The 20,446-nt window shown below is 56.1% G+C and carries 18 protein-coding genes; 4 read left to right on the top strand and 14 right to left on the bottom strand.

The window, feature by feature from the left end; all coding sequences use genetic code 11:
• Nucleotides 1–210 precede the first annotated feature (210 nt).
• The 7 genes from ACR0K5_RS21780 to ACR0K5_RS21750 form a co-directional block, all read right to left on the bottom strand.
• The gene (locus ACR0K5_RS21780) at nt 211–1,026 is read right to left on the bottom strand and encodes a PaaX family transcriptional regulator C-terminal domain-containing protein (protein WP_480631648.1); all 816 of its coding nucleotides are present in this window, start codon (nt 1,024–1,026) and stop codon (nt 211–213) included.
• Between the two features lie 59 nt (nt 1,027–1,085).
• Nucleotides 1,086–3,116: a phenylacetic acid degradation bifunctional protein PaaZ gene (gene paaZ / locus ACR0K5_RS21775; RefSeq protein ID WP_480631647.1), complete on the bottom strand. Its 2,031-nt coding sequence runs from the start codon at nt 3,114–3,116 to the stop codon at nt 1,086–1,088.
• A gap of 119 nt (nt 3,117–3,235) precedes the next feature.
• Nucleotides 3,236–4,423, bottom strand: a complete 1,188-nt coding sequence (locus tag ACR0K5_RS21770) for a cytochrome P450 (protein WP_480631646.1) — start codon at nt 4,421–4,423, stop codon at nt 3,236–3,238.
• Nucleotides 4,423–5,775 carry a TRAP transporter large permease gene (locus ACR0K5_RS21765; protein WP_480631645.1) on the bottom strand — a complete coding sequence of 451 codons (1,353 nt, stop codon included), beginning with the start codon at nt 5,773–5,775 and terminating at the stop codon, nt 4,423–4,425. The genes ACR0K5_RS21770 and ACR0K5_RS21765 overlap by 1 nt, the downstream gene beginning before the upstream one ends.
• A complete protein-coding gene (locus ACR0K5_RS21760; protein WP_480631644.1) occupies nt 5,775–6,278 on the bottom strand; it encodes a TRAP transporter small permease in 504 nt (167 codons plus the stop codon). Before ACR0K5_RS21760 ends, ACR0K5_RS21765 begins: the two co-directional genes overlap by 1 nt.
• A gap of 57 nt (nt 6,279–6,335) precedes the next feature.
• Nucleotides 6,336–7,355 (bottom strand): TRAP transporter substrate-binding protein, encoded by a 1,020-nt coding sequence (locus tag ACR0K5_RS21755; RefSeq protein ID WP_480631643.1) that lies wholly within the window; start codon nt 7,353–7,355, stop codon nt 6,336–6,338.
• A 70-nt stretch (nt 7,356–7,425) separates the two neighbouring features.
• Nucleotides 7,426–9,459: an FAD-dependent oxidoreductase gene (locus ACR0K5_RS21750; protein WP_480631642.1), complete on the bottom strand. Its 2,034-nt coding sequence runs from the start codon at nt 9,457–9,459 to the stop codon at nt 7,426–7,428.
• 103 nt (nt 9,460–9,562) lie between these two features.
• Between ACR0K5_RS21750 and paaG the strand changes: the two genes are divergently transcribed.
• The 4 genes from paaG to ACR0K5_RS21730 are packed head-to-tail and all read left to right on the top strand — an operon-like array spanning nt 9,563 to nt 12,711.
• A complete protein-coding gene (gene paaG / locus ACR0K5_RS21745) occupies nt 9,563–10,348 on the top strand; it encodes a 2-(1,2-epoxy-1,2-dihydrophenyl)acetyl-CoA isomerase PaaG (RefSeq protein ID WP_480631641.1) in 786 nt (261 codons plus the stop codon).
• A 2-nt stretch (nt 10,349–10,350) separates the two neighbouring features.
• Nucleotides 10,351–10,776, top strand: coding sequence for a hydroxyphenylacetyl-CoA thioesterase PaaI (paaI, locus tag ACR0K5_RS21740; RefSeq protein ID WP_480631640.1), 426 nt, complete (start codon nt 10,351–10,353; stop codon nt 10,774–10,776).
• Nucleotides 10,777–10,800: 24 nt separating this feature from the next.
• Nucleotides 10,801–12,111, top strand: coding sequence for a phenylacetate--CoA ligase PaaK (gene paaK / locus ACR0K5_RS21735; RefSeq protein WP_480631639.1), 1,311 nt, complete (start codon nt 10,801–10,803; stop codon nt 12,109–12,111).
• 3 nt (nt 12,112–12,114) lie between these two features.
• Entirely contained in the window at nt 12,115–12,711 is a 597-nt protein-coding gene (locus ACR0K5_RS21730) for a TetR/AcrR family transcriptional regulator (RefSeq protein WP_480631638.1), read from the top strand.
• A gap of 219 nt (nt 12,712–12,930) precedes the next feature.
• On the opposite strand, the gene ACR0K5_RS21725 is transcribed toward ACR0K5_RS21730, so the two are convergent.
• From ACR0K5_RS21725 to hpaE, 7 genes are all read right to left on the bottom strand, one after another.
• A complete protein-coding gene (locus tag ACR0K5_RS21725) occupies nt 12,931–13,731 on the bottom strand; it encodes a hypothetical protein (protein ID WP_480631637.1) in 801 nt (266 codons plus the stop codon).
• A gap of 132 nt (nt 13,732–13,863) precedes the next feature.
• A complete protein-coding gene (locus tag ACR0K5_RS21720) occupies nt 13,864–14,925 on the bottom strand; it encodes an aldolase/citrate lyase family protein (protein WP_480631636.1) in 1,062 nt (353 codons plus the stop codon).
• Between the two features lie 11 nt (nt 14,926–14,936).
• Entirely contained in the window at nt 14,937–15,737 is an 801-nt protein-coding gene (gene hpaH, locus ACR0K5_RS21715) for a 2-oxo-hept-4-ene-1,7-dioate hydratase (protein ID WP_480631635.1), read from the bottom strand.
• Nucleotides 15,734–16,588: a fumarylacetoacetate hydrolase family protein gene (locus ACR0K5_RS21710; protein ID WP_480631634.1), complete on the bottom strand. Its 855-nt coding sequence runs from the start codon at nt 16,586–16,588 to the stop codon at nt 15,734–15,736. Before ACR0K5_RS21710 ends, hpaH begins: the two co-directional genes overlap by 4 nt.
• Entirely contained in the window at nt 16,585–17,982 is a 1,398-nt protein-coding gene (locus ACR0K5_RS21705; RefSeq protein ID WP_480631633.1) for a pyridoxal phosphate-dependent decarboxylase family protein, read from the bottom strand. Before ACR0K5_RS21705 ends, ACR0K5_RS21710 begins: the two co-directional genes overlap by 4 nt.
• Nucleotides 17,983–18,039: 57 nt before the next feature.
• Complete coding sequence (gene hpaD / locus ACR0K5_RS21700) at nt 18,040–18,882, bottom strand: 3,4-dihydroxyphenylacetate 2,3-dioxygenase (protein WP_480631632.1); 843 nt, start codon at nt 18,880–18,882, stop codon at nt 18,040–18,042.
• A 54-nt stretch (nt 18,883–18,936) separates the two neighbouring features.
• A complete protein-coding gene (gene hpaE, locus ACR0K5_RS21695) occupies nt 18,937–20,445 on the bottom strand; it encodes a 5-carboxymethyl-2-hydroxymuconate semialdehyde dehydrogenase (protein WP_480631631.1) in 1,509 nt (502 codons plus the stop codon).
• Nucleotide 20,446: the final 1 nt, after the last annotated feature.

The following is a 20,446-nucleotide window of genomic DNA, read 5'->3' as shown; positions in this document are numbered from 1 at the left end:
GAACAATATCAACCGTCTGGTCGGTTAATAAATCCTCACCTGATTCGATGCAAGACTTATGTTACTCAATTTTCGAATCTTACACCCCATCTGTAACATTAAAAGTAACACGTGATCCGAGAGGATTTCGCCCCGGTAAAAACATTACGGCTTGCTCTGAAATCAAAAAAGAAATTCACGATACTCACCCTAGCAATGCTTGGATGAGGACTAGTCAATCAGCTCGGCTTCCAAACTTGAAAGAGAGGGGCGCGGCAATCTTTCCAACAATTGCGAGACAGCTTCCCTGCACTCGACACCTTTCCAATCATCAGGCAGGAAAACTGGCGGCAGGTTTGGATGGCGTAGAACGATACGTCGCCACGCATGCACGACCAGAACGCGCAAAACCGCAGATCGCATCGGATCACCCGCCCCTTCGGAAGGCAAGGTTCGCCCCACAACCTGAATTGCGCCCCAGAATTGATCATAGGCAATCTTCAGCGGTTCCGGCCCGCACAGGTCCCGAAGCCAGTTCGGAACGGAAATCGTGTTGCTCTCAACACCTAAAAGATCTTCAAGATCCCCTGGCATAAGCCCGGGCGCCATTGCAGTAGACGAGTTCAGCGAGATGTAGTCCCCCGTCAGCATCAAATCTGACAGTTCCTTTCGGGAACTTTCCGTGTTGCTGGCGATAAGTACATGCCAGATATCCGGCATGTTCGTGTCGCGGGAATAGATGCGCGGCGCGGCGGCCGCGCTTTGGCCACGGCCAAAATCGGTCAGCCGATGCACACTGTTTCGCCCAATCCGCGTACTTTCAATCCAGCCTTCTTTGCGCAACCGATGCAGCGCAACGCGCGTGGCCTCTGCCCTGATCCCCGCCAGACTTGTAAGCGCAGTGATCAGTGATCCGCTGATCTGATCCGATCCGTCCTGCGCCAGATCGCCGAAAATCGTGACCAGTACAGACCACACCCGCTGTGTGCCCGTTGTGGTCAGTTGGCTGACACAGGTTTCAAACCAATCTGGAGCCGTATCTTTCATAAGCCAAATATAATCAGGCCGGAGGGAATTGCCATCCGGCCCCGCGCACGCACCTGTGTCTAGTAAGCGACCATCGTCAACAGCTCATATTCCGCAACCATTTCTTCATCCTGCTGGGTCAGGGTGACATGCCAGCGGACTTCGCCATACTCATCGTTCCGCTTGGTTTTGTTCTTGACTGTCAATCGCACCTTGATGCTATCGCCCGCCTCGACAGGCTTCATAAAACGCAATCCATCAAGGCCGGTATTGGCCAAGACCGGCCCCTCGTTCGGTTCTACAAACAAACCGGCTGCGAAGGATAGCAGCAGATAACCATGTGCCACGCGGCCTGGGAAGAACGGATTACGTTCCGCCGCCGCCTGATCCATATGCGCATAGAACGTATCACCGGTGAAGTTGGCGAAGTGTTCGATGTCTTCCATCGTGATAGTGCGAGGAGCAGTGTGAATGGTCTCGCCAATCGCAAGGTCATGAAACCGGCGCGTGAATGGATGGGCTGGCCCTTTGACCTCGGTCGAGCCGGGAACCCACTTGTTCCCAATAGCGGTCAGCAGATCAGGTGATCCCTGAATAGCAGTCCGCTGCATATAGTGTTTCACACCGCGCACGCCGCCCATCTCTTCGCCGCCCCCGGCGCGGCCGGGGCCGCCATGAACCATATGCGGCAAAGGCGAGCCATGTCCGGTGGATTCTTTCATCGAGTCGCGGTTGTTGAAATACAAACGCCCATGATAGGCCCCCGCCTCCATAGCGACCTGCCGCGCCACGTCTGGGTCATGGGTGATGACCGACGCAACCAGCGACCCCTGCCCCCGGTTTGCCAATTCGATGGCATGGTCGAGATCGCGATATCCCATCACAGTGCTGACCGGGCCAAAAGCTTCGGTGTCGTGCACTCGCTGAGCCGCATCCGGGTCAGCGCAGTGGTAGAGCATGGGCGGCAGGAACGCGCCTTTCTCGGCGTCCGCACCATCGACGGCAAAATCGTCCGGGTCGCCAAAGACACGCTCGGCCTCTTGCCCGATGATTGCAGCCTTTTCCAGAACATCGCGTTTCTGACCGTTCGAGACCAGCGCGCCCATGCGTGTGGTTTCCAGCCGTGGGTCGCCGATGACTGTTTTGGCCAGCCGCGCGGACAGGGCCTCGATCACCGCTTGAACCTGAGGTTCGGGGGCGATGATCCGGCGGATTGCAGTACATTTTTGCCCAGCCTTCGTGGTCATCTCCCGCTGAACTTCCTTGACGAAAAGGTCAAATTCGGGCGTGCCCGGCTCCGCATCGGGACCCAGGATGGAGCAGTTCAGACTGTCCTGTTCAGCCACGAACCGCACCGAGTTTTCAAGGATCACAGGATTAGAGCGCAGTTTCAGCGCCGTGTCTGCAGAACCTGTAAAGCTGACCACGTCCTGCATGGTCAGACGATCCAGCATATCGCCCAAACCGCCCGACACCAGCTGCAGCGCGCCCGCAGGTAAAATACCGGACTCAAGCATCAGTCTGACGCACAGTTCAGTTACGTAGCACGAGTTTGTTGCCGGCTTCACAATAGCCGGAACGCCTGCCAAGAGTGTCGGAGCCAGCTTTTCCAACATCCCCCAAACCGGAAAGTTGAACGCGTTGATATGAACCGCCACACCTTGCAACGGGGTGCAGATGTGTTGCCCCAAGAAGGTGCCATTACGGGACAGCTGCTCAACCTCACCATCCAGATAGACATGCCCGTCCGGCATCTCGCGCCGACCTTTCGAGGCAAAGACGAACATTGTGCCGACGCCACCGTCGATGTCGATCATGTGGTCTGACTGTGTTGCACCTGTGCTGAAAGACAGGTCATACAGTGCCTGCTTATGCTGACCCAAATGAATGGACAACGCTTTGAGCATCTTAGCCCGCTCATGAAACGTCATTTTACGCAGCGCCGGCCCGCCGACGTTGCGCGCATGGTCCAACATCCCCTGCACATCCAACGCGCTGTTGCCTGCCGCGGCGATCACTTCGCCTGTGACAGCGCTTGTAATGTTGCGGGCACCCTCGCCGGGCGCAACCCACTCACCGGCCACAAAGCTGGAAATCTGCTGGATTGTCATGAGCGTCTCCTCATCTGTCTTGTGATCTTCGCGCAGCCCTGTATCGGTCTGGCCGAAGTTTATTTTAAACCGTACGGTCGGTCAATCTTTAACCAAGACCAAATCACTAACCGTACATCTCAAACCTGCGCAGGAAGCCGCGCAAAACCCCTAAATCGGATTCGCCCACCGCGTTCGGCACCTTCCGAGATGCGATAGTCAGGAAAACGGGCCAAGAACCGCCCAACAGCCACTCGCCCCTCCATTCGCGCCAAGGTCAACCCAACGCAGGTGTGAGGCCCTCCGGCGAACGCATGGTGCTTGTTGGGGCGACGATCTAATGCGACATCATCGGGTCGCTCAAATTGCCGCGGATCGCGATTGGCCGCGCCGATACACAAGTGAATGTCTGTACCTGCCGGAATGGTCTGACCGTGGAACGTCACGTCTTCGGCAGTAAGACGATTGCCAAACTGATTTGGGCTTTCCAGCCGCAGAAACTCGTCCACTGCCGTGTTGATCAGATCCGGATTGGCCAGCACCTCCACCCTTTTGTCGCGATGCCTCTCCAAGAGCTCCAATGCGTTGCTGATCAGATTGGTGGTGGTCTCGTGCCCTGCATTCAGGATGAAGATGCAGTTCTGGTAGAGCTCGACCTCAGTCAGGCCACCATCGGTGTCATCCTGCATCAACCGTGTCAGGACATCCGTCGCTGGGTCACCGGGGCTGGCCCGGCGATCTTCAATGATGTGCCGAAGAAAGCCCTTGAAATCAGATACCGAGCGGTTGCCCCACTCTTCCTGCTCAGGCGTCAACTGAGGCTCCAAAGCGCCCAGAATAGCCAAAGACCAATCTCGCAAAGGTCCACGTTCTGACCGGGGAATGCCAAGCAGATTGCCGATGATCTCGATCGGGATTGCCCCGGCAAAATCCTCGATCAATTCTACGGAGCCTTTGGCCTGCATCTCATCCAGCAACCCGTCTACTAGCTGAATCAGGCCCGGTTCCATCTGCGCCAACGCCCGCGGGTTCATCGCCCCGACCATCACCTTGCGAACACGGGTGTGCAGGGGCGGGTCATTGAACACAAGGCTGGTGGTGTGGTGTTCAAACAAGGGGCTGCCGACCCCGTATTTGGGGCCGAAGACTGCCTTTTTGTCCGATATGAACCGTTCGGTATCCCGGTAAACCAGATCCAGATCATCATACCGCGACAGAACCACAGATCCGTCAGGCTGCCAGCACACTGGCGTGTTTTCGCGTAACGCGGCGTAGATTGGATAGGGATTTGCGTGAAATCCGTCCGGAAGCGCTGTCAGAGAGAACATCAGTGACCCATCGCTCCCATTTGTTCGGGAAGAACCAGAACCAGCCACGGCACCAGAACGATCAGGGCCAGACGGAATATGTCAGCCACCCAGAAAGGTGTAACACCCTTGAAGATTGTTCCGGTCGAAACATCCCCAACCACGCCTTTCAGAATGAACACGTTCAGACCCACGGGCGGCGTGATCAAACTGATCTCGGTCACGACGACGACCACAATGCCGAACCAGATCGGATCATATCCCAGTGACGTGACCAACGGGAAAAAGATCGGGACTGTCAGCAAAAGCATTGACAGCGATTCAAAGACGCATCCCAGAATGATGTAGATCCCGAGGATCATCAGGATCACAACAAATGGTTCCACCTCATATGCAGTGACCAGAGCGATCAGCGCTTCGGGCAGACCCGCAAGGTTGATGAAGTTCGAAAAGATTTGCGCCCCGATCAGAACCGAGAACAGCGCCGCGGCTGTGAAACTGGTTTCTTTCAGCACCTCAAATGTTGAATTCAACGTGAGGCCACCGCGCGACAACGCAATCAAAAAAGCACCCATTGCGCCCATGCCAGCGGCCTCAGTCGGGCTGAAAGTCAGGTTCAGAGGGTAAAAATCGAACACGCCGTACAAGCCACCGATCACCAGGAAGAACAGCAGCAAAACAGCCCAGACCGAGCGCAGCGCCGACAAACGCTCACCCCAGCCGTGGCGTTCACCTGCTGGGCCGGATTCAGGTCTGCGCCAGACCGTCCAGCGCACGGCAAAAAGATAAAACAAGATGCCAAGCACGCCGGGGATGATGCCCGCGACGAAAAGTTTGCCAATCGAGGTTTCGGTCAGCAGCCCGTAGATTACCAAAATGACCGACGGCGGGATCAGGATTCCCAGCGTGCCACCGGCGGCAATCGATGCCGTTGACAGCTCATCCGCGTACCCATAGCGGCGCATTTCCGGCATCGCGACTTTGGACATGGTCGCAGCCGTAGCCAGAGAGGAACCACAAATGGCAGAAAACCCACCACACGCAGCAACCGTCGCCATTGCGATACCACCTCGGAAATGACCCAGAAAAGCGTTTGAAACCGCGTATAGCTCGCGCGCAAGCCCACCTTTGTTCACAAACAGGCCCATGAGGATGAACAGTGGCACGACCGACAAGCCGTAATCCTGTGCCGTGTCGGTGATCTGACGTCCCACCATCGACATCGCGGCTTTCAGCCCGCGCTCGGACAGGATGCTGCCGCCACGTTCATATGCAAACCCAAGCGTTCCCACGAGGCCCATCGCAAACACGATGGGCAAGCGCACCAACACAAGAACAAGGACTAGGGCAAAACCGATCAGTGCGGCAGTCATTAGGCGTGCTCCGACAAGGCTTGGGGGGCAAAGATGTACAAAAGGCCGGTGATGATCATCGAAATAGCCGTGATTGCGGTGAAGGCAGCGATGAACCAGCCAACGTAGAAGACAGGGATCGAGAGGTATTCTGTGACGTCCCCGTAATCCCGCGCACGTTCAGCCAAAACCCAAACGCGCTGAATTGGCCAGATGAGCATGATGCCGGACACCAGATAAACAATCGCATCGCGCGCTCTGCTCAGCCGCAAGCGCGAAAAAAAACCGTCCGTCAGGTCTACTGCGATCTGCCCCTTCCCTGCCGAGATCATCGGCAGGACCGAGAACACAAGGATCGCCATCAGAATCCGCGTCAACTCGGTTGCGGCCTCAATCGGAGCATTGAAGACAGAGCGCAGGATGACGTCGAAAAATGTCATCACCATCAGGATGAACAGCGCCACACAGGCCAGCACCGTCGGAATGATACTGACGCGACGCGCGAAGGTCACGAGAGATTGCATGATTAGTCCCCAGCGGGTGAAGATGGCTGGCGGTGCAATCCCGCCAGCCAGGCTGCGTTACTGAGCAGCCATTTCATTTACGATCATGTCATAAGCGGCCTGGGCATCGACGCCAGTACCGTTGACTTCGTCGATGACCTTGGCGCGCACATCAACAGCAATCGCATTGAACTTTTCCAGATCTTCAGCGGATGCTGCATTGATCGCGTTGCCGTCGGTACCTTCGGTCGCTTCACGACCGATCGCGTCGATCTCATCCCAGATTTTACCGATTTCACGGCTCAGCGGCTCGCCAAAGACATTCTCTTCCAACGCAGCCTGCAGATCGGCGGGCAGATCGGCAAAAGTGTCTTCGTTCATGATGAACGCAAACGACCCACGATACAGGCCACCCGGAACTTCATACACGTTCTGCGCCACTTCGGTCAGCTTGAAGCCTTTGCGGGATTCGAATGGCATGACCACACCATCAGCAGCTTTCGAGGCGAGAGTCTCATATACTTTCGGTGCAGGAACCTGGATGCCGGTTGCGCCCAACGCCGTGCCGACATCACCGCCAACACCACCTGGGATACGAACTTTAAGGCCTGACACCTCATCGAGCGTGGTCACTGGGCTGCTGGAATGAAGCTGTGCCGGACCATGCGTGTGCAGGGCAATAACTTTGACGCCGCGATGTTCGTCTGCCGCCTTGAGATGCTGGTCATAAGTACGCCAATACGCGACAGAAGCGTCTTCAGCCGAGCCTTCATATCCGGGCAGCTCAATCATCTTAGTCGTGACAAACCGACCCGGTTGATAGCCGTGGAAGATGATCGAGGCATCTGCTGCACCATCCATGATCAGGTCCATCTGCGCCGGTGGCGGGGCGATTCCCAGCTTCAATTCAGCAGTAACCTTACCATCGGTGGCCTCTTCGACCATTTCCACGAATTTCGGCCACATCTTGGCATTGATGCCGTGGGTCGGGGGCGCCCAGCTGGAAATGGTCAGCGTGTAATCCGCGGCCAATGCCACTGTGCCCGAAACGGCCAGCGCCGCTGAGGCCAGTAGAGTACTCAACTTTGTAAATTTCATGGTTCTGTCTCCTCCCTGTGAAACATGACTCGAGAATGCGTTAATGGTCACTTTTGTAACTATCAACATGTTAATTGTTTTCCAACCGGTCCGCGACGCGCCACGAGCCGGGGTTTTCTTCTGCTACGGTTACCATAATCGCGTTGGACCGGCTGGCTCCGGATTCCTTGCTGTAGTTCATCGGCCCTCCTCGCCAGCGCGGGAATCCGTATCCATGGATTTGAACCATATCGACAGCTTCGGCGTTTTCGGCGATCCCCTCTTCGATGATCAATGCCCCCTCGTTGGCCAATACTGCCAGAACCCGAGAAGATATTTCCTCTTCAGAATATGCCCGGCGCTTAATACCTTGCGTGGCAGAATAGGCTTCGATCAACGCCTCGACTTCGAAATCACGGATCGGTTTGCGATTTCCTTCTTCGTAACGATACCAACCTTTGCCAGTACGCTGACCGAAACGCCCCATCTCACATAACTGGTCAGCTATGGTAACATATCGTTCGTTCAGGTCGCGTGTCGCGGCATTACGTTTGCGGTTAGCCCAAGCAATTTGAAGACCGGTCAGATCTTGTAGTTCATACGGACCCATGGGCATTCCGAACGCCCGCATTGCCTGATCTACCTGATAAGGCAGCGCCCCGTCCGCCAATAGATAATCGGCCTCACGCCGGTAGGCTGCCAACATTCGGTTGCCAATGAAACCATCGCAAATACCCGACAGAACCGAGACTTTGCGGAGCTTTTTGCCAAGTGCGAACCCTGTCGCGACAACTTCGGGAGAAGTGTGCGGAGTACGCACGATTTCCAGCAATTTCATGACATGGGCCGGGCTGAAGAAATGCAAGCCTACGCACCGGGACTGGTTTTCTATGCCATCGAATATCTCAAGTGGGTCCAGGTAAGACGTATTCGTGGCCAAAATCGCATCGCCGTCCATATACTTGGCAAGCTCCGCGAAAACCTGCTGCTTGACGGACAAGTCTTCGAACACCGCTTCGATCGCCAGTTCCGCATCCGCCGCTTCTTCATAACTGTTCACCGCACGAAACGCGGCAAGGCGATCCCGAAGCTGCGCCTCGGACATCTTGCCCCTCTTGACTGCACCTTGCAGCAGCCCCTCAACCCGGTTGTGCGCTGCCGCCGCTGCGTCTGCGTCTCGCTCGATCAGCGTTACGGATAGCCCGCCATTCAGGGCCGCAGTTGCAATCCCTGCGCCCATCAACCCACCGCCGACGACGGAAACTCGGCTGACATCGCGAGCGGCCGCGCCTTTGATCAACGATGGCTTGGACACATTGCGTTCGGCAAAAAAAGCGTAGCGCAGCGCGCGGCTTTCCGGGCTTTGGCGCAATTCCAGATGGCGCGCACGCTCTTTCGGTTGTGCGGTTGCAAACGACTCAACTGACCAACTAAGCGCCGTCAGAATTTCCACCGGCGATTTCTGACCCTTTGCGCGCTTCTCCAAAGCCTGACGGCTTGCTTCCAACAGGTCGGGTGCGAACTCCGCTACGGAACGCTGACTGACTGGTTCCGGACGTTCGGGCAGGTCGGCAACAAACTCCAGAACAGCCGCCTTGGGGTCTTCGGCAACAAGGTCAACGCCGCCGAGCTCGGTCAGAGCCTCTGCTTTCAGAATTTTACCTGAACAAGCCATGTCAATTGCCGCCCGCATCCCCACAAGGCGCGGCAAACGTTGTGTCCCCCCTGCCCCGGGGATTAAGCCCACATTGACTTCTGGCAAGCCAAAGCCTGTACCCGGCGCAGCGATCCGCCAGGCACAGGCCATGGCAATCTCAAACCCGCCACCCAGCACGTTACCATGCATACAGGCGATAAAAGGCACCTCGCTGTTTTCGATTTTCTGCACGACATCAGGCAAATGCGGTTCAACCGGCACCGCATCAAACTCAGACATATCGCCGCCTGCGATGAAGGTTTTGCCAGCGCAACTCAGAACGGCCGCACGCGCACCTTTGACAGCATCTACTGCGTCAGACAGCCCTTGCCGAACCCCTGTCGAGGTCGCGTTTACCGGCGGGTTGTCCACTGTGACCCACGCCACGTCGCCTTTGAATTCAACGCTTACCAGCGGCGACTGCGACATTTGCCATCCCTTTGATCGGTTCAGATTCGGTACGGGTTTATATATTGACCAACCGTTCGGTTAATGCAATGATTAAGTTGAAACGAGAACAGATGAGACAGTCATGAGCGATACGATTCTTGTACAAGACAACGGGAACTGGGTCGAAATTACCCTAAACCGCCCAGACAAGCTGAACTCGTTCAATGAAGAAATGCATCTGGCGCTGCAGGACGCGCTGAAAACCGCGCACGACAATGGGGCCCGCGCAGTTTTGCTAACCGGTGCCGGGCGAGGCTTTTGTGCTGGTCAAGACCTCGGTGATCGCGATCCGTCGAAAATGGACAGCCCGCCAGACCTGGGCAAGACGGTACGCACGTTCTATGCGCCTCTTGTCCGATTGATCCGGTCCATGAATTTCCCGGTGGTCTGCGCCGTGAACGGGGTGGCAGCCGGGGCTGGTGCTAATCTTGCGCTGGCCTGCGACATGGTTCTGGCCGGAGAAAGTGCTAAATTCATTCAGAGCTTTTCCAAGGTTGGCCTGATTCCGGACACTGGCGGCAGCTGGCACTTGCCACGCCTGTTGGGTGAGGCACGCGCCAAGGGGCTGGCCCTGACAGCCCAACCCCTTCCTGCCAAACAAGCCGAAGATTGGGGGCTGATCTGGAAGGCACTGCCAGACGATCAATTGATGTCAGAGGCGCGTGTTCTTGCGGAGCAAATGGCGAACGGGCCTACTCTCGGGCTGGGGCTGACAAAGCAGTGCATTCAATCCGCAGCCACCACGTCACTGAGTGACCAGCTTGAGATGGAAGCGGACGCAATGAAAACCTGCGGCGAAAGCGCTGATTATGCCGAGGGCGTATCCAGTTTTCTGCAAAAACGCGCACCGAACTTTCAGGGACACTGACGATGACACCGAAAGAACGCGCCGAAAAATCCGCCGCTGCAATGTGGGCAAATGACGAAGCCAGCAAGTGGTTCGGGATGGAACTGGTTGATGTCGACGAAGGCAATGCCGTTCTGACCCTGACCATCGAAAGTTATCACTGCAATGGGCACGGGATATGCCACGGAGGCGTCACCCATGCCCTGGCCGATAGCGCTTTTGCCTTTGCCTGCAACAGCCGAAACAAGGCAACCGTCGCTCAGCACAACATGATAAGTTATCTCGCCCCCGGGAGAAACGGGGACCGTCTGACCGCCACCGCGACCGAAGTCACTGTGACCGGGCGCAGCGGAATCTACGACGTCCATGTCACCAATCAGGATAACACTTTGATCGCTGAGTTTCGCGGCATCTCACGCGCGGTCGGTGGGCAGAATTTCGAAGAATAGCTTCGCGACTGGAGGAGTTACACGATGGAAGACCTTTCCCCAAACAAAGCGGACCTGGATCCGATCGAGATCGCCTCGATCGACGAAATTCGCGCCACGCAGTTAGAGCGCCTGAAGTGGTCCGTACGCCACGCATATGACAACGTTCCGATGTACAAGCAGCGGTTTGACGAGGCCGGCGTGCATCCTGATGATCTTGAGCAGCTGTCCGATCTGGCGAAGTTTCCGTTCACATACAAAAACGATCTGCGCGACAACTATCCCTTCGGTCTGTTCGCAGTGCCGCGCAGCGAGATTATTCGCCTGCATGCGTCCTCCGGCACGACAGGTAAGCCGACGGTGGTGGGCTACACAAAAAACGACATCGACAACTGGGCGGACTTGGGCGCGCGTTCCCTGCGTGCGTCGGGGTTGCGCAAGGGTGACATGGTGCACAACGCCTATGGTTATGGCTTGTTCACCGGTGGTCTGGGCGCCCATTACGGTATTGAACGCCTTGGCGCGACCGTCGTCCCCATGTCCGGCGGGCAAACCGAAAAGCAGGTTAACCTGATCAACGACTTCCGTCCCGATGGGATCATGGTTACTCCGTCCTATATGCTTAATATCCTTGAACAGTTCCACAAAGCTGGCCTCGACCCGCGTGAAAGCTCTCTGAAAGTTGGTGTGTTCGGCGCAGAACCCTGGACAGACGCCATGCGCGCCGAAGTCGAGGCTGCGTTTGATATGCATGCAGTCGACATCTATGGCCTGTCCGAAATCATGGGTCCTGGGGTAGCCAATGAGTGCGTTGAAACCAAGGACGGCCCGGTGATTTGGGAAGATCACTTCCTGCCTGAAATCATTGACCCCATAACTGGTGAGGTCTTGCCTGATGGTGAAACCGGCGAGTTGGTGTTCACGACCCTGACCAAGGAAGGGCTCCCGATGATCCGCTATCGCACGCGCGATCTGACATGCCTGCTGCCCGGAACAGCGCGTTCCATGCGCCGGATGGCCAAGATCACTGGCCGAAGTGACGACATGATGATCCTGCGCGGCGTCAACGTCTTCCCCAGCCAGATCGAGGAACAGGTCATGGCGACGGGTGGCCTTGCCCCATATTATCAGATCGAACTGTACAAATCCGGCCGCATGGACGCCATGCGAGTCTTTGTTGAGTCTGCACCGGATTCCACCGATGAACTGTCCAAAACAGCCGCGGCACGGATGCTTACAAAGCGGATCAAGGACGTCGTTGGCGTTTCAACGGAAATTGTTGTAGGTGACCCCGGCGACGTCGAACGCTCTCAGGGTAAGGCGAAGCGCGTCGTCGACAATCGCGATAAGGAATAAGCCGTGGCCCGTACAATCGCCAAAGACCACGACCAAAAGCGGGAACAAATCCTGAAAACGGCAGCCAAAGTGTTCGCCGATCAAGGATTTGATCGCGCCTCGATGACATTGTTGGCAAAAGAGTGCGGGATTTCGAAGGCAAACATTTACCACTACTATGACAGCAAGGATGCCATCCTGTATGACATCCTCGAAACCTACCTGCGCGAGCTACGTGACCGAATTTGCAATGTGGACCTGAGTGGTCTCACGCCGGAGCAGAAGTTGCGCAAGGCGGTGCGCGAAATCCTGTTTGCCTACCAGGGGGCAGATGATGAGCACCGGGTGCAGATCAGTGGTATGAGCGCATTGACTGAAGAACAGCAGAAACTTCTGCGCGGCTATCAGCTTGAATTGGTGAAATTTGTTCGCGATATCCTAAAGGAACTGTCTCCGGAAGCCTTCAATGATGACAAGGACAAGCTTCGAGGCGCCACAATGTCAGTCTTTGGGATGCTGAACTGGTACTACATGTGGAACACCGGTGCAGGTTCTAAAGCCCGTGAAGATTATGCTGATCTGGTCAGCACTCTGACCGTGTATGGTGTTCAGGAGCTTTAGGTGTGGCCCTCGGGCGCAGCGGGTGCTTTACAAGCTTCACACGTTAAAACCGCACTGAGCTTTATTGGGTTGGTCCTGACCTCGCACTTAATCTACGCAGCGTCCTCAGCATCTTAAACACCGGTCGCTTGTCCGAATGAAAGCTGATCAAACAGGCGGCGCTCCATTCTCAGAGAGAATGATTGATGCGGTTGCCTGAAACAGTTGAAGGTCGGCACTCTACTGGTCCGACATCCTCAAGCTGTCCAAATGAGCCCGTTTTGCCACCGAAACTTCTTCATCGGTCCTGTTCGAACGGTTTAACTCAAGAAAATATTCCCACGCTCCAGCTGGCTGAACATTCAGGTTGGCAACGGATGTCAAATCGTCGGACCTTACGTTCAACATCGAGAGCGCTTTTGTTGTGGGGAACAGGCGATCACTAAGCCCGGAAACGTTGAGGGAAACAACATCTGCACGCGCAGACACAGCCTCCTGCACACGGCTTACCACACCATCAAGATCTGCACCCTGCTGCAGAAGATTAGCGTACTCTGAAAGGTCTTCCCGAATTCTGTTCGAGCGGATGTTTTGCCAATAAACGCTCCTGATCCAATCAGAGGCGTTTCTGGTCGTGTAAAAGAATGTGGTTCGCGCAGTGCCATCCGAAAATCTGTCGATTTCATCCAATATTACGTCAGCCAAAACATGCGTCTGAGTATAGGACCACACATTCTTGCGCCCGGGGATCAGGCCGGCAAACTCCTCGCTGCTGATAAAAAGCGGCTTATCGATCTGCCCTTCCAAAGGTACCAAAGCTGTTCGAAATCTCTCGCGGAACTTCCGAAGGGCTTTCTCATCTTGCGAAACAGAATAACGTCGCGCAGAAAAGCCCGCTTCCTTCAAATCACGCGGTATCAGAATATTCGCACGACTCTTAAGGCGGGCACGGTTCCTGAACAACATCGTTTGCAGGGTTCGGGTCCCGGTCTTGTGAAAACCCTGATGTACTACAACCTTCAGCATTAAACCCTTTCTCACCCGTCAATTGGGCAGAGGTTTTCGGTGCAATCGCTTCGCTCAAAAACACCTATCGTCCTGCTGGTCCAAATTAAACAGTCGTGTCAGCCTTTTATCCAGTTGCCGAAGCACCGGAATCAAAGCCAGTCCAAGTTAATCGCAACCTGCCCAATCAATGCTGAACTCTTCACGAAAGGCAAAACGCACCAGATGAGCCTCAATCACCTGTTGCCATCGGACCAGATCGCCTCGCGGACCCGTGCTGGCAGTGATGGTCAGACTGGTGTCACTCGCCGTCAGGGTCACATGTTTCCCATCCGGGAAGCACACGCTGCCTTGCGTTTCATCAAAAGCTACCTGGGCCTTGTGCGACCAGTGTTTGCAGAGTTGTTGCAGGTATTTTGACGCCGCACCCGTCCGCGCGGTTCCTAAAACTGTCTGATTGGGCAGCAGCTTAAGCCCTGCTGCGGCAGCAGCGCGGATTGCCTTTGCAAACAAAGTCACATCAATGTCGGTGGCCACAAATGTTGCCCCTAGATCCAGGCACTTTCGCTGCATAGCCGGGTCCAGCGTCAGGATCCCCGCAGCCTTGCCTGCCGCCACGATGCGCTGGATCGCATCAAGCACGGCCTCAACCACTTCGGGGTGCCCTGCATCACCGATATGGCCCATGTCCGCGGCCAAATCCGACGGCCCCACGAACACCCCATCGACCTCGGTCGCCAGAATATCGTCCAGCGCCTCTAACCCCAGCCTGTTTTCTACCTGCACCAGCAAACAAATCTGTTCATCTGCTGTTTTCAGATAATCCGGGATAGCCGCAAATTGCGAGGCTCGCGCCAAAGCGGAACCAACGCCGCGAACGCCATGCGGCGGATACTTAACAGCCCGCACCAAATCGCGCGCCTGATCGGCGCTTTCGACCATCGGCACCAGAATATTCTGCACACCGGCATCGAGATATTGCTTGATCATCCAGGTCTCACCAATAGGCAGACGTGCGACAGGGGCACTGCCAGACCCTTCAATCACCCTCACTTGCTCAAGGATCGATCGCAGATCGTTTGGCGCATGCTCTCCATCAACCAGCAGCCAGTCAAACTGCGCGGTCGCGGCGATCTCAGCCGCATAAGCATTGGCCAAGCCAATCCAGCATCCAATCTGAGGGGCTCCCGCCTTCAGCGCGGCCTTGAACGTATTGGTTGGCGCGGGCATTGGCGTTCCTCTCAAGCAAAATTGACATCGACCGAGCCAAATGGACCGAAATCCGCGTGGATTTCTGTTCCCGAGGGGCATTCGACCGGGCGGATGAAACTGCCAGATAATATGATTTGTCCGGGTTCGATGCGCTGACCGTATTGCGCCATGCGACGCGCCAACCAGATCACACTTTCAACCGGATCGTTGAGCACACCCCCGCCCAAACCGGTTTCTTCGATCTCGCCATTGCGGAACGTCAAAGCGCCAACCCAACGTAGATCAAAAGCGTCCACCCCGTGGCGTTCGTTACCCAGCACGATGCCCGCATTGGCAGCATTGTCGCTGATCGTGTCAAAAACCGTGCGGGCCTTGCCAGACTCTGGATCCATCCGTTGAATCCGGGTGTCCAGAATTTCAATCGAAGGCGCGACGTAATCCGTAGCAGCGATGATATCCTCGCGGGACACGTCTTCCCCTCCAACGGCAGATTTCATGACAAACGCAATCTCAGCTTCGATCCGGGGCTGAATGAATCGCCCGGCTGGAACAGTTGCCCCATTTTCAAACGCCATATCGTCAAACAGAATTCCGCTATCGGGAATATCGATGTTCAACGCATATTGCATCGCTTTCGATGTCAGGCCGATCTTCCACCCAATGACTTTGCGCCCTTCGGTCAGTTTCTGTCGGTAGATGGCGTTCTGGACCTCATAGGCATCGTCCATCCCCATCTCAGGGTGGCGCAGACTGAGCAGGCCGATCTGTTCGCGCGTAGTTTCAGCTTGCAGCAGGTCGGCTGCTGCGCGCATGTGGTCTTCAGGCGTCATACCTGTTCGTCCTCAATAGTATTGCGCAGGGTACCGATGCCTTCGACAGAGATCTCGACCACGTCCCCGGGCACAAGATATTTCGGCGGGTCGAACCGCGCGCCTGCCCCGGTCGGCGTACCTGTAACGATGACGTCGCCCGGCTGCAGCGTCATGAAGGTCGAGATATACTCAATCTCACGCCGGATCGGGAACATCATGCGGTTCAACGTGTCGTCCTGTCGAAGCTCACCATTCACGCGAGTTTGAATGCGAGCGTTGTCTAGCTGGGCCGCATTCGTGAACGGTATCAACCACGGGCCGATTGCGCCCGAGTTATCCCAGTTCTTGCCTTGCGTGACGTTGAATTTCGCGTGCCTTACCCAGTCACGAATGGTGCCTTCGTTGCACAGGGTCAACGCAGCGATATGATCATACGCGTCCTTTTGCGAAATACGACGGCCAGCTTTGCCGATCACGATGGCCACCTCGCCTTCGTAGTCCAGCGTGTGGTTCTCCGGCGGGCGGATCAGAGGCCGGTTATGACCCGTAAAGCCGCTTGCAAAGCGTGGAAACAGCGACATGTATTTTGGCTGCGCGCTGCCATCATTGTACTCCGCGTTCCGGTCGGGAAAGTTCACCCCGACGCAAAGGATACGACGGGCGTCCGGCATCACCATGTCATAGATGAACTCGGTATGGGTGACGGGTTTGCCCTCAGCAGCTTTCACCAGTTGATCGAACGCACCGGCGGCGATCACCTCATAGAGGCTGGAGTGCTCCGGGAAATCCTGGTTCAAAGCAATTGCACCGCCGTCGGTGATTGCCCCGAAAAAACGATCTTCGCCCGCAAGGAACGTTGCAAACTTCATTCCATGGTCTCCCACACTTCCCGGATCACATCGGCTGCCATCATCACGTCATCCCGGGTGGTATCGAACTGCCCGACCTGAAAGCGGATGATCTTGCGGCCATCAAACATGCCTTGGGTCAGGTAAATCCGCCCGTCATCGTTCAACGCGTCCACCAGCCGCTGCTGCTGTGCATCGTCCCCGGGACAGCGGAAGGAAAACAGGCTGAGGATCGGGCCGGTGGTGATCTCGAAACCCGCGATGGCATCAATCTTTTCAGCCAGTTCACAGGCCCATGTCACATGATTGCGGATGCGCGCGCGCAACCCCTCCAATCCATATGAGCGCAGCAGGAACCAAATCTTCAACGCCCGGAACCTGCGCCCCAGAGGGATGGTCCACTCCGAATAATTCGTCACCTCTGCTCCGGTAGTCTTGAGGTATTCCGGTTCGATTTTCAGCGTATTGAGCTGTGGCGCGGCATCCCTCAGGAACTGTATTGCGCAATCGAACTGCGCGCCCATCCATTTATGCGGGTTGAAGACGATGCTGTCATAGCGATCAGCCCCCTTCCACAAAGCCTCGCGAAACTCGGGGCAGATCATGGCCGATCCAGCCCAAGCCGCGTCGAGATGGGTGTAGAGGTCAAATTTTTGCGCGATGTCTGCCACGACCATCAGGTCATCGCAGGCACCGACGCCCGTTCCGCCAGTGATGGCAATGATACCGGCGGGAACATGTCCAGCGGCGATGTCATTCTGAATGGCACCCTCAAGCGCAGAGGCATCAATGGCAAAACTAGCCCCCCGCGTGGGCAGCTTGACCAGATTGTCCTGACCAATACTGGCAACCCAGCAAGCCCGGTCGATTGACGAATGCACCTGATCCGAACAGTAGATCCGCAGTGCGCCCTTGGTGTTCAGACCCTCGCGGTTGCCGGTAAAGCCGGTGGCGCGTTCCCGCATGGTCAGCACGGCAGACAAAGTAGCCGAAGACGCGCTGTCCTGAATGACCCCTGTCATACCTTCGGGCAATCCAAGGGCCTGCCGCAACCAGTCGACCATGACGCCCTCAACCTCTGTCGCGGCAGGCGAGGTCTGCCACAACATGCATTGGGCTGCGATTGTCGTCACCAACATCTCAGCCAACATCGACGGGGGTGCTGCATTGGCCGGGAAGTAAGCAAAGAAGCGTGGATGTTGCCAATGGGTGATGCCCGGCATCACGATACGTTCGAAATCGGCCATGATGGCTTCCATCGGCTCGCCACTATCTGGGGGCGATATCGCAAGTTGGGCCGCTATTTCCCCAGGTGCGGTCTGTGCGCGTACAGGGCGTTCAGCAAGTGTCTTGTGGTAATCGGCCGCCCATTTTGAGATATGCTGACCCCAATGCGAAAACGCGTCCCAATTCATCTTCTAACTTCCTTTGTGACGGGATCGCCGCCAAATCCACGTGTTCAGCTACCCGGTTCAAACCGAAAAGCTAACGTTTGCCTGACCAGTGCCAGAACTGCCAAAATAAGGGGTGTAGATGTCTATATTACCCTTGTAGCTTCCCCAACCCAGCGCACCGAACAGCAATGCAGTGTCATTCATGGCGCATTCGCCCGTACATTTTTTTGCATAGTCCGGAAGCATTTCAAGAAATTCTTCAAACCTTCGCTGTTCCCAAAGCTCCAGAACGCGCATGTCCATCTGGCGGTTGAACTCGCCATTCACCGCATTCAGGCCGTCGACCGAGCGTTCATTCGGTGTGAAATCATGGCTCAGCGAGCCGGATGCCAGAATGGAAACGTTGCGGCTTGAGCGCCGGATACCTTCGGCGATTGCTTCTCCCCAGGCCCGGTTTTCCGCAATCGACGAGAATTGGTTCACCGCTACGGGCAATACCCGCGCATTCACTCCGTCGTTGATGAAATGCATCGGCAGCAGAGTACCGTATTCCATACCCATATCGGGGTGAGCATGGCCCAAGGCCCGCTCGCCGCGCTCGCGCAGGACGTCGAGGATGGTCTCGCCCAGTTCATGATCGCCGCGATAATTGAATTCCATATCCGCCAGCATATGCGGCAGTTCGTGGCTGATGAAACGACCCTTGTGGTGCTCTTTCGTGTTCAGGTGAAAGCCCTGATTGGTGATCCAATGGGTATCAAACACAACGAACGTATCCACATTGCGGTCTATCGCGTCCTGACGCAGCCGCGCATACCCGTCAATGGCGGATTGCCGGATGCCTTTGTATTTTGGCATCGTGTGGGACATCCAGATGCTGGGCACATGCGTGATCTTTGCGGCCTGTACAATCTTTCCCATGACAGTTCCTCCTGATGAATACTGGCAGCCCCGGCTCGGGGTCGCAGGTGGGGCTCATTTACCCAATTGCATGATCTTGTGCTGCCCGGTGGCAAAGCCGATGTGTTTTTGTTCCATATAGAACTCAAAGCTCCAATCGCCGCCATCCCGTCCGATTCCAGATGCCTTGACCCCACCAAACGGTGTCGGCAAGTGTCGGACGTTCTCGGAATTCACCCAGATCATCCCAGCCTCCAGCTTGTCTGTAAACCGAAGGGCGCGGGTCAGGTCACTGGTCCAGACATAGCCGGTCAGGCCATAAGGCGTATCATTGGCGATCTGCAGCGCCTCGTCCTCGGTCGAAAACGGGATGGAGGTCAGAACAGGACCAAAAATCTCTTCACGCGCGATGCGCATCTGGTTGTTGGCATTGGTGAACAGGGTCGGGCGAACGAAATAACCTTCATCGCCGACTTTGACCCCACCGGCAGCGATGGTCGCGCCATCCTCTTTGGCGATGTCGAAGTAACTGGTGACTTTGTTGTAGTGCTCCTCGGTCACCAGTGGCCCAATCTCGGTCACCGGGTCGAGCGGATGGCCAACCTTGATGTTGTTGACGCGCTCAACCAGCTTCGCCTCGAAATCTTCCTTGATCGTGTTCTGTACCAAAAGCCGCGAAGACGAGGTGCAGCGCTCGCCATTGATCGAATAGATCATGAAGATCACCGCATCCAAGGCGCGATCCAGATCTGCGTCTTCGAACACGATAACCGGGTTCTTTCCACCCAACTCCAGGTGGTTGCGTTTATGTGTATCCGCGCCCTGTTTGACGATCAGGCTGCCAGTGCGGCTTTCGCCCACGAATGCAATGGCTTTGATCATCTCATGCTCGCACAAAGCCTTGCCAGCGTCGGGGCCGAATCCGTTGACCGTGTTCAGCACGCCTTTGGGCAACCCGGCCTCTTCGGCAATCTCCACCAACAGGCGCGCAGTCAAAGGAGAGTCTTCTGCGGGTTTATGAACCACAGTGCAGCCCGCTGCCAGCGCAGGTGCGATCTTCCATGTCGACAACATGAAAGGTGTATTCCACGGGGTGATCACGCCAACCGGGCCGATTGGCACGCGGGTCGTCACATTCATCAAGGTCGGAGACTTTAGATGTTGACCATCCCGAGCCTGTATCACCTGATCCGCGAAGTACCGGAAGTTCTCAGCCCCCCGAAGGGCTGCTTTGGACATGAATCGCAGGGTCTGACCGGTATCCCAGCATTCGCAAAGTGCAATTTCCTCAGCACGGGCTTCTATGGCATCGGCGACCCGCAACAAGATACGGCGGCGTTCGGAGGCAGGCATGTCACGCCATTCGGCAAAGGCAGCATGAGCGGCCCTGGCCGCCGCGTCGATGTCATCTGCCGTGCCGTGTGCGACATCACAAATCACAGATTTATCGACCGGCGAAGTGGATTGAAACACGCCGGCTGAGCCGTCCCGGTCTTCACCAGCAATGCGGTTCCGGATGCCTGTTTCTTTGAACCGGGCCAAAAAGCCCGTCAGTTTTTCGATATTCGTATCCAGCGCACTCATG

Source organism: Ruegeria sp. AB9 (assembly GCF_056542585.1).
This window is presented reverse-complemented; position numbering and strand designations above follow the sequence as displayed.